This window comes from Burkholderia sola (assembly GCF_905400185.1).
Classification (GTDB): Bacteria; Pseudomonadota; Gammaproteobacteria; order Burkholderiales; family Burkholderiaceae; genus Burkholderia; species Burkholderia sola.
Genome location: NZ_FR989676.1, coordinates 963,113 through 976,226, shown reverse-complemented (window position 1 = coordinate 976,226; position 13,114 = coordinate 963,113). Strand labels below are relative to the sequence as shown.

Annotated in this window: 14 protein-coding genes and 1 pseudogene; 6 read left to right on the top strand and 9 right to left on the bottom strand. The window is 63.8% G+C overall.

Annotated elements, in window-relative coordinates:
- The first annotated feature begins 413 nt into the window (after positions 1-413).
- Positions 414-782, top strand: a complete 369-nt coding sequence (locus KR541_RS20960; protein WP_081083370.1) for an H-NS histone family protein — start codon at positions 414-416, stop codon at positions 780-782.
- Positions 783-906: 124 nt separating this feature from the next.
- Positions 907-1,590: a response regulator transcription factor gene (locus KR541_RS20955; RefSeq protein WP_213346163.1), complete on the top strand. Its 684-nt coding sequence runs from the start codon at positions 907-909 to the stop codon at positions 1,588-1,590.
- Positions 1,591-1,699: 109 nt separating this feature from the next.
- Here the strand turns inward: KR541_RS20955 and KR541_RS20950 are convergent, their stop codons facing one another.
- The 3 genes and pseudogenes from KR541_RS20950 to KR541_RS20940 all read right to left on the bottom strand — a co-directional run.
- Positions 1,700-2,989 carry an MFS transporter gene (locus tag KR541_RS20950; RefSeq protein ID WP_216089762.1) on the bottom strand — a complete coding sequence of 430 codons (1,290 nt, stop codon included), beginning with the start codon at positions 2,987-2,989 and terminating at the stop codon, positions 1,700-1,702.
- Between the two features lie 88 nt (positions 2,990-3,077).
- Positions 3,078-3,986, bottom strand: a complete 909-nt coding sequence (locus KR541_RS20945) for a helix-turn-helix transcriptional regulator (RefSeq protein ID WP_185722712.1) — start codon at positions 3,984-3,986, stop codon at positions 3,078-3,080.
- A gap of 125 nt (positions 3,987-4,111) precedes the next feature.
- Positions 4,112-4,388, bottom strand: a pseudogene (locus KR541_RS20940) (transposase); the annotation flags it as partial.
- Between the two features lie 213 nt (positions 4,389-4,601).
- Here KR541_RS20940 and KR541_RS20935 point away from each other — a divergent pair.
- Positions 4,602-5,153 (top strand): YbhB/YbcL family Raf kinase inhibitor-like protein, encoded by a 552-nt coding sequence (locus KR541_RS20935; RefSeq protein ID WP_124631379.1) that lies wholly within the window; start codon positions 4,602-4,604, stop codon positions 5,151-5,153.
- A gap of 123 nt (positions 5,154-5,276) precedes the next feature.
- Here KR541_RS20935 and KR541_RS20930 read toward each other — a convergent pair whose 3' ends face one another.
- On the bottom strand, positions 5,277-5,975 hold the full coding sequence (locus KR541_RS20930; protein WP_050018272.1) for an MgtC/SapB family protein: 699 nt from the start codon (positions 5,973-5,975) through the stop codon (positions 5,277-5,279).
- A 113-nt stretch (positions 5,976-6,088) separates the two neighbouring features.
- On the opposite strand from KR541_RS20930, the gene KR541_RS20925 reads away from it, so the two are divergent.
- The gene (locus KR541_RS20925; protein WP_176016298.1) at positions 6,089-7,198 is read left to right on the top strand and encodes an AGE family epimerase/isomerase; all 1,110 of its coding nucleotides are present in this window, start codon (positions 6,089-6,091) and stop codon (positions 7,196-7,198) included.
- Here the strand turns inward: KR541_RS20925 and KR541_RS20920 are convergent.
- Positions 7,171-8,790, bottom strand: a complete 1,620-nt coding sequence (locus KR541_RS20920; protein WP_050018270.1) for a methyl-accepting chemotaxis protein — start codon at positions 8,788-8,790, stop codon at positions 7,171-7,173. The genes KR541_RS20925 and KR541_RS20920 overlap by 28 nt on opposite strands.
- A 250-nt stretch (positions 8,791-9,040) precedes the next feature.
- Between KR541_RS20920 and KR541_RS20915 the strand changes: the two genes are divergently transcribed.
- Positions 9,041-9,484 carry a PaaI family thioesterase gene (locus tag KR541_RS20915; RefSeq protein ID WP_050018269.1) on the top strand — a complete coding sequence of 148 codons (444 nt, stop codon included), beginning with the start codon at positions 9,041-9,043 and terminating at the stop codon, positions 9,482-9,484.
- A 28-nt stretch (positions 9,485-9,512) separates the two neighbouring features.
- Here KR541_RS20915 and KR541_RS20910 read toward each other — a convergent pair whose 3' ends face one another.
- The 4 genes from KR541_RS20910 to KR541_RS20895 all read right to left on the bottom strand — a co-directional run bounded on the left by KR541_RS20910 (position 9,513) and on the right by KR541_RS20895 (position 12,138).
- Positions 9,513-9,794 carry a type II toxin-antitoxin system RelE family toxin gene (locus KR541_RS20910; protein WP_050018268.1) on the bottom strand — a complete coding sequence of 94 codons (282 nt, stop codon included), beginning with the start codon at positions 9,792-9,794 and terminating at the stop codon, positions 9,513-9,515.
- Entirely contained in the window at positions 9,784-10,032 is a 249-nt protein-coding gene (locus KR541_RS20905; RefSeq protein WP_048023838.1) for a type II toxin-antitoxin system Phd/YefM family antitoxin, read from the bottom strand. Before KR541_RS20905 ends, KR541_RS20910 begins: the two co-directional genes overlap by 11 nt.
- 128 nt (positions 10,033-10,160) lie before the next feature.
- Positions 10,161-11,213: a CaiB/BaiF CoA transferase family protein gene (locus KR541_RS20900; RefSeq protein ID WP_216089761.1), complete on the bottom strand. Its 1,053-nt coding sequence runs from the start codon at positions 11,211-11,213 to the stop codon at positions 10,161-10,163.
- Positions 11,214-11,373: 160 nt separating this feature from the next.
- The gene (locus tag KR541_RS20895; protein ID WP_050013340.1) at positions 11,374-12,138 is read right to left on the bottom strand and encodes an IclR family transcriptional regulator; all 765 of its coding nucleotides are present in this window, start codon (positions 12,136-12,138) and stop codon (positions 11,374-11,376) included.
- Positions 12,139-12,272: 134 nt separating this feature from the next.
- Between KR541_RS20895 and KR541_RS20890 the strand changes: the two genes are divergently transcribed.
- Entirely contained in the window at positions 12,273-13,055 is a 783-nt protein-coding gene (locus KR541_RS20890) for a crotonase/enoyl-CoA hydratase family protein (protein ID WP_050013341.1), read from the top strand.
- The last annotated feature ends 59 nt before the right edge of the window (positions 13,056-13,114 follow it).

Genomic DNA, 13,114 nt, shown 5'->3' with positions numbered 1-13,114 from the left:
TGTCAAGGTTCGTCAGATCGAATATCGCCTGCCGTTTAATTTATTGGCGCTCGATGGCAACAAACGACCGCTCCAAAATGACTGACCATACGTCACGCCAACCCCGCCTTTTCTCCGGGTGGCAGTAGTTCTGTCTGATGTTTTCAAATTTTTTTCGCGTCCACGAAGCCCGCAAAAATTCAAAAAGCACGGCACGGCGAAGCGTGACAATATTTCAGAAAGACAGACATCCATGGACGAACATCTGATCGCACGGAGTAGTCAATGAGCGAGTATGCGCACCTGCTATATCCGGCCGCACTGATAGCAGTGGCGTCCGGGTGAATTTAGAGAATGCCCCGCCACCTCTCGCCATTGCTTGAGGAAGCGTCAGCCGTGTAGATAATTTGCTTCCACCTTTCTAGGACACGTCAATGCAGACCTATCAAAATTATCTCGATTTGAAGAAGCGGCTCGATCACGAACTTGAGATTGAGAAATTGAAAATGATTGACGCCGTGATATCAGAGATCAGGATGTGCGTGAAATTGTTCAACTTGACCGCACGCGACGTATTCCCCCCTGAACATCAACGCCAGCGAAAAAGAAGGGCCAAATACTACGATCCGGTGTCCGGATGCACGTGGTCAGGAGTCGGTCGCGAGCCGCACTGGATTAAAGGGAAAAACCGGAAAGAATTTTTGCTGAGCCCGGTCGCGCACGATGAGACTCAGAGAAGCCTCCGCTCCGGTGAGCCATTGTCGCCCCTTCAAATGGGTCGCGATCACACGTTACTAGATTAGCATTTCAGAAATGCACTTGATCCTGAAACACATCAGATTAACTCAGAATCAGAACCACACCTCAACCGAAGGTGGTTGATTTTCACCACACAAAGGTGAAATATTCGCTTCACACGAACGATATATGAAGATTTTGTTTTTGGACGAGCGAGCAGTATATGGTGATCTCGCGCGCCTCCTCTGTCAGCAACGCGAAAATGATGTGGTCGCCGTCAAGAACGGCGCCCAGGCTGTGCGCGCCCTTCAACAAGCGATGTTCGATCTCGTTATCTTGGAATTGACTGTGCCGGCCATGCCGGGGCTCGACCTCATCCGCTGGGTTCGGCATAACCTCGGCAAGCAAATTCCCGTCTTGGCTTTGTCCGGCGTATTGTCGGACTGTTCCACCGCGGATGTACTCAACGCTGGCGCAGATGACTGGATCCGCATGCCGATGAGCAAAGAAGATTTTATCGCCAGAGTGGATGCTGTAATCCGACGCACGAACATCTCTGAAGAATCAGATGACTCCGTCTTGGTCGGAAATTACCTGGTTCCACGCGGCGGTCGAAATATCTTCGTCAACAACGAGCCAGTTAAAGTGACAAGGAAGGAGTTCGAGATCATCGCCACGCTTTTCAGAAATGTCGGGCGCGTCGTTCCCCGCGACCACCTAATAACGTTTGTCTGGGGAGACGCAGGCGACACGTCCTCGCGCTCGCTTGACACCCATATCTATCGCGTGAAAAACAAGCTGCGACTGAATGGGGAGCATGGCCTCCGGCTGCAGTCGGTGTACACCTTCGGATATAGACTCGAGAAGGTTTAAGCAGCACGCCCAGTCATGAGCCCGCTGCATCGTCTACTTTCCGGGCTGTGCATGGCGGAATGCGGCGCTCGTTGGCGGACGGAGCCGCCGGACACTGCGATCGATGCAACTATTGGAGGGTCCTGTCTTCCGTGGCGACCTGAGCCCGGCGTGTCACGTCACGCAAAAGGATGAAGAGTATCGTCGCCCCAATAAGATCGAAGGCTCCAAATGCTCCAAAGAAAAGCCCATATCCAAACCGGTCGGCAGTCGAACCCAACAGCAACGAAAATCCAAGACCTCCAATCGAGGCCACCATACCGGCCAGTCCGGCTGCAGTCCCTACCTCATCCGGTTCGAAGACGTCTGCACACAGCGTATTGAGAAGTACGGAGATCATCTGATGTGCAAAACCACCCATGCAGAACAGAACGATTGCTTGAAGCGGCGTAGCGACTAGGCCAATACACGCGGGCCCGAACATCAAAACGGCTCCGAGCGCTACGCCGGCGACGCGCGATCCGATTAGCGGTACGCGAAAGCGGTTGGTCAGAAAAGGCGACAAGTATCCGCCGAAAAGGCCGCCCAGGTCGGCTGCGAGGAAGGGTAGCCATGCAAACAGTGCAATGTGCTTCAAGTCCATGTGCCGTTCCGTTGCCAGATACAGCGGAACCCAGAAAATCAGGGTCTGCCAGACGGGCTCGGCAAAGAAGCGCGCCTGGGCTATCGCCCAAAAACGGCGCATTCCAAGGACCTTCCACATGCGCCGGATTCCTTCATGCCACTCGGTGCGGACTGACATTCGCTTACCGGGAGGCTCAACCTGTTTCGTCTTGACCAGCCCCCGGTACTGCCCTGGCGAGCGGTAGACAAAATACCAAATTGCCGACCATACGAAACCCAGTGCGCCGGTAATGGCGAACGCGCTTTGCCAGCCATACTCGCGAGACAGGAACACGACGACCAGCGGCGCAAAAAGTGAGCCGAGTGATGTGCCAGCGTTGAAATAACCGACCGCAACCGATTTTTCGTGGTCTGGAAACCATTCGGCAACGATTTTCATCCCGGCGGGAATCGCGACAGCATCGGCGGCGCCTTTTACCGCACGCAGTGCAGCCAGCGATAGCCATCCACCGGCCACGCCGTGCAAGATACCCGCAAATGACGAGATGCCTACGAATATGGCAACGCCAATCCGCAAGCCGATCAAGTCTATGACCAGCCCGCATATCGGTTGCATGACTAAATAGCCCGCCTGAAATGCACCGACCACGTATGCGTATTGCTGCGTACTCATGTTCAAAATGAACTTGAGTTCCGGCGCCATCACCCCAAGCGCGTTGCGGGACAGATAATCGATGATGGTACCGAGGCAGCCGAGCGCCACGACCCACCAGCGCAGGCTGTAGGCTTGTTTCATAAATTTTCCGTACAGGCGGCCTACGGGGCGGAAGGTGTGTCGTTCCCGACCGGGAGCAGGATTTCGACGTGATATCTCGCCGTGGCGATCATCGGCTTCCTTTGATCAACTGGGATGGTGACGCAGCCCATCGGCGTTTGAAAGCGGTCGAGAAATGGCTCATATTGTTGAATCCGCATGCCAGCGCTACGTCGGTTACGCTCCCGTGCCCCTGAAGCAACAGATTCTTCGCACGCTCGAGGCGAGCTTCCATCACATATTGATGTGGTGGTAAACCGGTGTACTTTCCGAACAGGCGCATGAAACCATACAAATTTGACTCGAAGCCCGCGGCACTAGCGATCTCTCGGACTCGAAGCGTTGAATCCAGCCCAGCGTGAATGAATTGCAATGCCCGGTCCATAATCGCATCCGCGAGCCCCATGTTGCACTCCCATGTGGTATTTCGGGCCAGCGCCGTGAAGCGGTAAAGCGCCGAGAGCGCCAACCACTCGGCATGTTCGACGCCAGTAGGCGTGCCCGATGACGCGTCCCGCACGATCTCGTCAATGAGTTGCACCAGTATGCGATCGTGGATACCCGCAAACCACCCATGGAGCGGGATCGGCATCCGGCCGGAGGTACCCTGAAGCCAATCGATATTGATAATGAGATGGCTTTGCTCGAGGTTGACGCCCCATCGATAATTCAACGCCGCATTAGGTGGACCATACGCCACACTGCTATCTGAAGCGTCGGCGTGCTGCCAGCGGCCGAATCGATTAAGGCTCTCAACCCGCTCGTGAGGCTTTCGATACAAGCAAAGAAGCAGGTTCGATTCGAATCGCAAATCCCGGACTTCCCCCTCTTCGCGGATCTGATAGTTATGCACTTGAATCCCATCCCACGGTGACGCCACTGGTGCGCTTTTCCATGTATCTGGTAGCGCTGTCAGGATGCGACCCTCTGAGGGAGAGGCGTTGGAACACGGAAACTGCGTGGCCGGATTGGCGTCCATGATCGGATCAAAAGTGGCATGCAATGTTGCAATAATTGGAACATGTTTCGACCATAAAGGCGAGTATTGATTCGCAGTGCGAAGGCCCGGCCTCGAGGGAAGCGAGGATCGACAGGGATTCGCAGTAGTTTGGTCAACAGCAACGCGTGAAATGCATCCCGGACTGCAGCCTCTTGCCAGTCCCGCGGCAGCAGCCAGCAACTCACGCACGAGCCACATCCCATTTTGGCAGGAAGATCGCGCCAGCGAATGCAGGTCTTCAGCACGAACAGAATGCCCGTCAGCGCTGCGCGATTCAGCACGGGCTTGCGACGCGGATACTTGAACCGACGGGGACTTGGCCGGTGGTAGAAGTGGCTCGATCAGGTTCCACAACGCGTCGTCAATGATCCGTCTGCCCATCTCCTTGATCCGGCTGTCGCGACGGCTCAGGGCTAACAGGTCGAGAGAAACGTTGACAGTAGCTACGCGTCGACGTTGCAGCCAAGGCAACACCGTGGTTCGCGAATGCGCCTTCCGGGGCGCATCGCTACAAGATACGGTGGATACCGTTGTACTGAACTCTCACCCATCAACGGAGCAACGTCATGCGACCGAGGATTTTTTTTGTCCGCGATGCTATTCACCTCAACGGCATTAGGGTTCATCCCGGCGAGAGCCAGCGCGGAGCCGTTCACGATCACGGTCGATGACCTCCATCGCGGGCACTTTACGAACGAACACGTGTACGGAGGTTTCGGCTGTCACGGTCAGAACGTTTCGCCGCGCATTTCGTGGGCTCACGTTCCGCGCGGCACGAAGAGCATCGTCGTGACGATCTTCGATCCCGATGCGCCGACCGGGGGGCTCGGCTGGACCCACTGGGAAATCGTCAATATTCCACCTTCGGCGTCGTCGATCGAAAAAGGCGCTTCCGGCAATCCGAAGCTCATGCCGAGCGGCGCTGTCGAGACATTGACGGATTTTGGCGAATCCGGATACGGTGGGCCCTGCCCGCCTCAGGGGGCGTCGCATCGATATGTCGTGACGGCGTCCGCCCTGAACGTGGCAAAAATCGACGTGGCGCCGGCGGCAAGTCCCGCAGTCGTCGCTTATCAGATGCACGGGAAAATCATCGCTCAGGCAAAGTACGTTGCCAGATATCATCGCGTCTCCACTACCGATTGACGGTTGGATTACGCCAACGACATTCCACCAGCGACGTCCAGGTTGCCGTCGCGCTCGACGGCATCAACCAACGCCCCGGACCGACGACTCCCTCCGCCCAGCGCATTCGTGCTGACAGGCCTGCTATTCGTCGCCCCCCAGCCCGTTCCCGCCGTCGAACCGCGTGACGCCCGGCAGCGCGCGCAGCTTGTCGCAGATCGCCTTGTATTCGCCTTCCGACACCCGCGCGAGCGCGATGCGCACCTCGTCCTGCTCGCCCGTGTCGTCGGCACGCTGCACGATGAACTGCTTCACGCGCGCACTGTCGGGGCCGAGCGCCGCGTGCAGCGAATCGAACGTCAGCGTGCCGCTCGCCACCGTCAACGCGAGCTGGCGCCGCTGGCGCACCGTGAAATAGCGCCGCTCCAGCGGCTTGATGCCGGCCAGGATGATCAAAATGATGATCGTCGCCGAAATCGCCGCGACATAGAGCCCGCCGCCCACCGCGAGGCCGATCGCGGCGACCGACCACAGGCTCGCGGCCGTCGTCAGCCCGCGCACGATCTCGCCGCGCAGCAGGATCGAGCCCGCGCCGAGGAAGCCGATGCCCGACACGACCTGCGCGGCGATCCGCGACGGATCGAGCACGACGTGGTCGCTGGTGCCGAGCACGTCGGCGAAACCGAACGCCGACACGATCATGATCAGCGTCGAGCCGACGCACACCAGCATGTGCGTGCGCAGGCCGGCCGCCCACGACAGGCGCTCGCGCTCGAAGCCGATGACGCTCCCGAGCGCCGCCGCGAGAACGAGCCGCATCACGAGTTCCAGGTTGCTGAGCATCCGATTTATCTCCTTTTTTTGGTGCCGGCCGCGCGGAATGTTTTATCCTTGGCCCCGGCCGCGCCGATTCTCCGGGCCGCCGACACGTTTCGATCCAAGCGCTCAACCCCGCCATGCCCGTTTCCGACTCCGCTTCCGCCCAGGCCGCCCAACTGCGCCACCATTTCGCGCACGTCGTCTTGCCGATCTGGCGGGGTTCAGGGTTCGACCCGGCATTGCAACTGCCGTTCGAGGCCGTCGATCCGGCCACCCATGCGCCGCTGCCCGTGACCCGTTATCGCGCAATGGCGTGCGCCCGGCAACTGTTCGTGTTCGCGCAGGCCGGCGACACCGCGCACGCGGCCACGCTGTTCGACGCGCTGTGCCGGCACTTTCGCGACGCGCGCCACGGCGGCTGGATCTACAGCGTCGACGCGCAGGGCGCGCCGCTCGATACGACCAAGGATCTCTATACGCACGCGTTCATCGTGTTCGCGTGCGCCGCATGGCATGCGGCGTCGGGCGACGCCGCTGCGCGCACGGTGGCCGAAACCACCGCCGCGCTGATCCAGGACCGCTTCGCGCCGCGCCACGGCGACGCGTTGCTCGATGCCGCGCGCCACGCCGATTTCTCGTCATCCGGCAGCGGCGCGCTGCAGAATCCGCTGATGCACCTGACCGAAGCGTGGCTCGCGGCCGCCGATGCGTTCGGCGACCCGGCGTTCGACGATGCGCTCGCGCGCACCGCGCAGGCCGTCGAGCGCACGTTCGTCGACGCGGCGACCGGCTGCGTGGCCGAACTGCCGCTCGGGGCGGCCGACAACCGTTTCGAGCCCGGCCATCAGTTCGAGTGGTTCTATCTGGTCGACGCGGCCGGTGCGCGGCTCGCGCAGACCGGGCTCCCCGCCGCGCTGTCGCGCGCGTTCGCGTTCGCCGAGCAATACGGCGTCGATCCGCAGACGGGCGGCGTGTGCGCGGCGCTCGACGCGCAAGGCGCGTGCATCGACGGCACGCAGCGGATCTGGGCGCAGACCGAATACCTGCGCGCACTCGCGACGCACGGCGGCACGCCGGCCTCCGCGCCGCTCGCACGCCAGATCGAGCGGTTCGCCGCGCGCTTCCTGCATCCGCGCGGCTGGTTCGAGTGCAAGACGGCCGACGGGCAGGTGTCGCGCGCCGACATGCCGTCGACGACGCCCTACCACCTCGCGACCGCCTACGCGGCGCTGCCGGCCGGTTCGTAACCCGTCGCAGCGAACGACGGCGCCGCGCGATCGCCGCGTGCGGCGCGCCCGTCGCCCAGTTCGAACACCGACACCGCCTGCATCAGGTGCGCGGTCTGGTCGTTCAGCGACGCGGCCGCCGCCGCGACTTCCTCGACCAGCGCGGCGTTCTGCTGCGTCAGCTGATCCATCTGCGTGACGGCCTGGTTCACCTGCTCGATCCCGACGCTCTGCTCGACCGACGCCGCCGTGATCTCCGACATCGTCTGCACGACGCGCGTGATCGACGCCGACACCGTGCGCATCGCGTCGCCGGCGCGCTCGACGAGCGCCGCGCCGCCGTTGATCTGCGCGACCGAATCCTCGATCAGCGCCTTGATCTCCTTCGCCGACTGCGCGCTGCGCTGCGCGAGCGAGCGCACTTCGCCCGCGACCACCGCGAAGCCGCGCCCCTGTTCGCCGGCCCGCGCGGCCTCGACCGCCGCGTTCAGCGCGAGGATGTTGGTCTGGAACGCGATGCCGTCGATCACCGAGATGATCTCCGCGATGCGCCCCGAGCTCTGCGCGATGCCGCGCATCCGGTCGATCACGCTGTCGACCACGCCGCCGCCGTGGCTCGTCGCTTCGAGCGCCGCGTCGGCCAGCGCGCTCGCCGCGCGGGCGCTGTCGGTGTTCTGGCGGACAGTCGCGGTCAGTTCCTCCATGCTCGCGGCGGTTTCCTCGAGCGACGCGGCCTGCGTGCCCGTGCGCGCCGACAGGTCGGCGTTGCCGCCCGCGATCTCGCCGGCGCCGAGATGGATCGCGTCGGACGCCTGGCGCACCGTGCGCACGGTGCCCGCGATGCTCGTCTGCATCGTGGCGAGGCCGCGCAGCATCCGGTCGATCTCGAACACGCCGCCCGCCTGCACGGCTTCGTCGAGACGGCCCTGCGCGATCCGCTCGAAATGGCGGCCGGCCTGCTCCAGCGGCGCGACGACCGCGCGCCGCGCGGCCGCGTAGATCGCGACGCTCGCCGCGAGCATCGCCACCAGCAGCACGATGCCGACCGACTTGAACCACAGCATGCCGCCGTCGATGGTGTCGAGCGCCGCGCGGCTCGACGTGCCGCCGTAGTCGGTAAAGCGATGCAGTTCGGCGATGTACGCGTCCTGGAAGCCCTGGGTCGGCTGGTCGAGGAACGCCTGGATGTTGTCGGCGTCGAGGAACTGCACGAGTTCGCCCAGCGCGCCGCGCAGCGCGCGATAACGCTCGGTGAGCGCCGCGACGCGCGTGCGGTTGGTGTCGTCGACCGGCTGCGCGGCCGTCAGCGCCGCGAACGCCTTGTCCGCTTCCGCGAGCGACGCGCCCGCATGGCGGATGATGTCTTCGGGTTTCGGGCCGCCGCGCACCATCCGCGTGCCGGCCCGCGACAGGTTGATGCGCGCGTCGAGCAGTTGCTCGGTCGCGCGGCTGGCCGCGTCGACCTGCGAGATCGCGACGTTCGACAGATCGTCGACGCCGCGGCGCGTCGACGCGAGCGTCCAGAAGCCGAGCGCTTCGATCGCGAACAGGAAGAGGCAGAACACGGTCAACACGCCGAGCAGACCCGACGCGAGCTTGATTTTTCCGAACATGGGGGAATTCCTGAAGAGCGGACGATGAGGCGATGCCCCGGCATTAGCGGCATTTCTTCGTCGGACTTTAGGCGGAATGGCCGCCAATGCAGGCGAATCGCCCGCAAACGCGGAGATCTTGCGTATTCGGCACAATAATCGCGTCGCATCGCGCCGGGATTTGCACGAAACGCGGACGAATTTCCTTGCTTATCCGGAGCCCCCTTCCTAGAGTTCAGCGCAAGCGGGCACTCATTTCCAAGGACGTTCAATGACCGACATCACGGACCACGCGCGCGGCGCATTGCGCGCGCAGCCGTTCAGCATGCTGCTGGGCACGCAGCTGATGCATATCGGCGACAACGAAGTGTCGCTGTGTCTGCCGGTGCGCGAGGAATTGCGGCAGCAGCACGGTTTCGTGCACGGCGGCGTCATCAGCTATCTCGCGGACAACGCGCTGACGTTCGCCGGCGCGCTCGTGCTCGGCCCGCGCGTGATCACCGCCGAATACAAGATCAACTACCTGCGGCCGGCCGTGAACGGCACGCTCGTCGCCCGCGCGAAGCTCGTCTACGCGGGCCGGCACCAGGCGACCTGCCAGTGCCACGTGTTCGTCATCGACGGCGACCACGAACGGCTCGTCGCGATCGCGCAAGGCACGATCAACCGCGTCGGCGACGGCAAGATGCCGGATGCGCCGGCGGAAACGGCGTGAGTTGCCGAGGCCGAGCGTTGATGCCGCGCTAGCGTTTCATCGCAGCCAGATAAACCGCATCACGCTCGCGGCGGCCCACCGCGACCACCAGCACGATGACTTCCGCGTCGCGCACTTCGTAGACGAGGCGATAGCCGACACCACGCAGCTTGATCTTGTCGCGATCCGGGTGGCCATGCAATTTGGCTGACGGGATGCGGGGATGCTCCAGCCGCTCCGCGAGCCTGGCCTTGAATTGATCGCGCACGGTGCGATCGAGCTTCTTCCACTCCTTCAATGCAGGTTCGAGAAAGGCGAGTTCAAAGGTCATTCAGCTTGACCTTGACGACCTTCTCCTTGGCGCGCGAATCGGCCAACGCATTGTCTTCGATGTCTTCCAAACGTTCGACCATCGCCTCCCACGTCTTCGCGGGAATGCAGTAGAACGCGGGTTCGTTGTGATTCAGGATCGCGACCGGAAAACCTTCGCCTGCGGCAACGGTTCCCATCGGATTCCGCTTCAGCTCCGAGACGCTCGCCGTCACGCTCGCCAGAATGGTGTGGGGCATGTCTGCTCCTTTTTCGATCGAGCGTCGATTGCACTTCATTTGATACTAAATTTAGCATCAAAATTAGTTCTCGGATGCGCTGGGCACTCGACCGTCGAGGAGCGGAAGCAGCCTCCTGAAAGACGGCCCTAGTCGGCGTCATCCCCCGCCAACGGCAAAAACCGCGGCGCCACCCGCGCCCGCACGTTCCCGTGCTCATCCGTCCGATAGATGCCGCGCGCCGCATTGTGCGGATGCACGGCCGCGTCGGCCACGCTCAGCACCGGCGCAAAACACGCGTCGGTGCCTTCGAGCAGCGCGCGCCAGTGCGCGGACGGCTGTTGCGCGAACACCTCAGCGAAACGCGCCTTCAGCGCGGGCCAGCGCGCCCGGTCGTACTGCGACGCGGGATCGACGTCGGTCAGCCCGAGCCGTTCGACCAGCAGCGCATAGAACGGCGGTTCCAGCGCGCCGATCGTCACGCATTCGCCGTCCGCGCAGCGATACACGTCGTAGAACGGCGCGTCGTGGAACAGGCTCGGCTGCGCGCCGTCGAGCAGCCCGTTCGCGCGTGCCCACAGCGCGAGCGAACCAAGCATCGACACGATGTCGACGATCGCGCCATCGACCACGCGCCCCGGCCTGCCGCCGCGCACGTCGAGCAACGCACAGACGATCCCGAACGCGAGCCCGAGCGCGCCGCCCGCATCGCCGACGACGGTCGGCGGCACGCCCGGCCGGCCGTCGCGCGGCGCGGACAGCGACAGCAGCCCGGTCAGCGCGACGTAGTTCAGGTCGTGCCCCGCCGCGGCCGCGAGCGGGCCGTGCTGGCCCCAGCCCGTCATGCGCCCGTAGACCAACTTCGGATGGCGGCGCGCGCAAACGTCGGGCCCGAGGCCGAGCCGCTCCATCACGCCGGGGCGCAGCCCCTCGATCAGCGCGTCGGCGTGCGCGATCAGATCGAGCGCCGCGTCGCGGCCGGCCGGTGCCTTCAGGTCGAGTTCGACGATCGTCTTGCCTTCGCGCAGCAGGTCGCCGTCGCGGGCCCGCAGCGCGTCCGGCGCACTGGTGCGGCCGGACGGGCGCGCGACCAGCGTGATGCGCGCGCCCATGCCGGCAAGCATCCAGCCCGCGAGCGGACCGGGGCCGAGACCTTCGAATTCGATGACGTGGATGCCGGAAAGCGGCGCGTTTAATGGCATGGCGGCCTCGCTGAAATGCAGTCGGGACAGGAGCGGCGAAACGTCCCGATTCTATGTGAATGCCTGCGCGCGCCGGTTTCGCGCGGTTAGGACCTGTTCACGCTAATAACGGGCTTGCGCTGGCCTCACGAATGAATTTCTCCAAACAGCGGAATGTTCCCTAGCCGACCACGTCGCACGCACGCTCGGCGAGCGCCGCCCGCATCGCGCGCACGATCGCGTCCCGATGCGGGTCGATCCGCTCGACGGGCCCGGCCACGCCCATCGCCAGCGGCAGCCCGTTCCAGCCGTCCGCGATCACCATCGAAATCATCGCGGCGCCCTGCGTGACGGTATGCGCCGAATACGAATAGCCGAGCCGGCGGGTCTGTTCGACCTTGTCGAGCACGACGTCCTCGTCGATCGTCCTGCCCGACTTCCCGATCCGGCGGATGCTGCGCGACACGAGCCGGCGGATCGTGCTGTCCGGCTGGAGGCTCAGCAGCGCCCAGCCAAGGCCCGACATGCAGATCTCGCGACGCGTGCCGATCGGCGCATAGAACTGCACCGGAATCGAATGCGAGCCTTCGACCGCATCGATGTACTGCACGTACAGGTCGCTCTGCACCGCGACCACGACCGCCTCGTGCGTGCGCGCCGCCAGCCGCTTCGCGACGGCATGCCAGTGCCGACGGCTGCCGGCCGCCGAATCGACCAGCGCTTCGCCGAGATTGACGAGCCGCGCGGTGGGCGCATACGCGTGGGTCGAGTCGTCGTATGCGAGGTAGCCGAGCGTCTTCATGCTGGTCAGCAGCGCCGCCGCGCTCGATCCCGGATACCCGCACCGCGTGGCGATCTCGCGCACGCTCAGCGGCCGCTGCAAGGTGCTGAAGAGTTCCAGCACCTCGAACACGCGCGCTGCGCTCTTGACCACGTTTCCGCTCATCCCGCCTTCTCCGCAGAGACCGGCACGGGCCTTCCACGTATGTGGAACGGAATTTCCCGCCGCCGACCGTCGTGACGATACTAGGCTTCGGGCCGCGGCGTGAAGTCCCGCGGCACCGAATACACGGAGACACCATGGCAGCTTTTTTGAACCGTGAACGGCAGGGCGCGATCCTGACCGTCACGATGAACCGTCCCGACACCCGCAACGCCATTTCGGACACCGATGCGATCGACGCGCTGACCGAATGCTGCGACGAAGCGAACCGCGACGAATCGATCCGCGTGCTGGTCCTGACCGGCGCCGGCACGACGTTCTCGTCGGGCGGCAACGTGAAGACGATGCGCACGTTCATGGAATCGGGCCCGCACGACCCTGCCGCGATCCGGACCGGCTATCGGCGCGGCATCCAGCGGCTCGCGCACGCGTTCCTGCATCTCGAAGTGCCGGCCATCGCGGCAGTCAACGGCCCTGCCATCGGCGCCGGCACCGACCTCGCGTGCATGTGCGACATCCGCATCGCCGCCGACAGCGCGCGCTTCGCGGAGAGTTTCATCGCGCTCGGCCTCGTGCCGGGCGACGGCGGCGCGTGGTTCCTGCCGCAGATCGTCGGCGCCGCGGTCGCCGCGGAAATGTCGTTCACCGGCGATGCGCTGGACGCGCAGGCCGCGCTGCGCTGCGGGCTCGTGTCGCGCGTCGTGCCCGACGGTGACCTCCTCGCGCATGCGCAGGAACTGGCCGGCCGCATCGCCCGTCATTCGGGCACCGCGTTGCGCCTGACCAAGCGGCTGCTGCGCGAAGGCCGCCACGCGAGCCTCGACACGCTGCTCGACCTGTCGGCGTCGTACCAGGCGTTCGCGCACGCCAGCCCCGAGCATCGCGCGGCGGTCACCGCGCTGTTCGCCTCGCGCGGCTGAACCCGCGACGCATCGCGGCCGTGCAGCCGACGCATGCCGGCCTGCCGGCCCGTCGAATC

Bases quoted from the DNA above. Each gene is read 5' to 3' on its own strand.
- KR541_RS20930 (WP_050018272.1), bottom strand. From the start codon at position 5,975: ATGCTCAGCAACCTGGAACTCGTGATGCGGCTCGTTCTCGCGGCGGCG.
- KR541_RS20950 (WP_216089762.1), bottom strand. From the start codon at position 2,989: ATGAAACAAGCCTACAGCCTGCGCTGGTGGGTCGTGGCGCTCGGCTGC.
- KR541_RS20960 (WP_081083370.1), top strand. From the start codon at position 414: ATGCAGACCTATCAAAATTATCTCGATTTGAAGAAGCGGCTCGATCAC.
- KR541_RS20915 (WP_050018269.1), top strand. From the start codon at position 9,041: ATGACCGACATCACGGACCACGCGCGCGGCGCATTGCGCGCGCAGCCG.
- KR541_RS20910 (WP_050018268.1), bottom strand. From the start codon at position 9,794: ATGACCTTTGAACTCGCCTTTCTCGAACCTGCATTGAAGGAGTGGAAG.
- KR541_RS20890 (WP_050013341.1), top strand. From the start codon at position 12,273: ATGGCAGCTTTTTTGAACCGTGAACGGCAGGGCGCGATCCTGACCGTC.
- KR541_RS20925 (WP_176016298.1), top strand. From the start codon at position 6,089: ATGCCCGTTTCCGACTCCGCTTCCGCCCAGGCCGCCCAACTGCGCCAC.
- KR541_RS20900 (WP_216089761.1), bottom strand. From the start codon at position 11,213: ATGCCATTAAACGCGCCGCTTTCCGGCATCCACGTCATCGAATTCGAA.
- KR541_RS20895 (WP_050013340.1), bottom strand. From the start codon at position 12,138: ATGAGCGGAAACGTGGTCAAGAGCGCAGCGCGCGTGTTCGAGGTGCTG.
- KR541_RS20935 (WP_124631379.1), top strand. From the start codon at position 4,602: ATGCTATTCACCTCAACGGCATTAGGGTTCATCCCGGCGAGAGCCAGC.
- KR541_RS20945 (WP_185722712.1), bottom strand. From the start codon at position 3,986: ATGGACGCCAATCCGGCCACGCAGTTTCCGTGTTCCAACGCCTCTCCC.
- KR541_RS20955 (WP_213346163.1), top strand. From the start codon at position 907: ATGAAGATTTTGTTTTTGGACGAGCGAGCAGTATATGGTGATCTCGCG.
- KR541_RS20905 (WP_048023838.1), bottom strand. From the start codon at position 10,032: ATGCCCCACACCATTCTGGCGAGCGTGACGGCGAGCGTCTCGGAGCTG.
- KR541_RS20920 (WP_050018270.1), bottom strand. From the start codon at position 8,790: ATGTTCGGAAAAATCAAGCTCGCGTCGGGTCTGCTCGGCGTGTTGACC.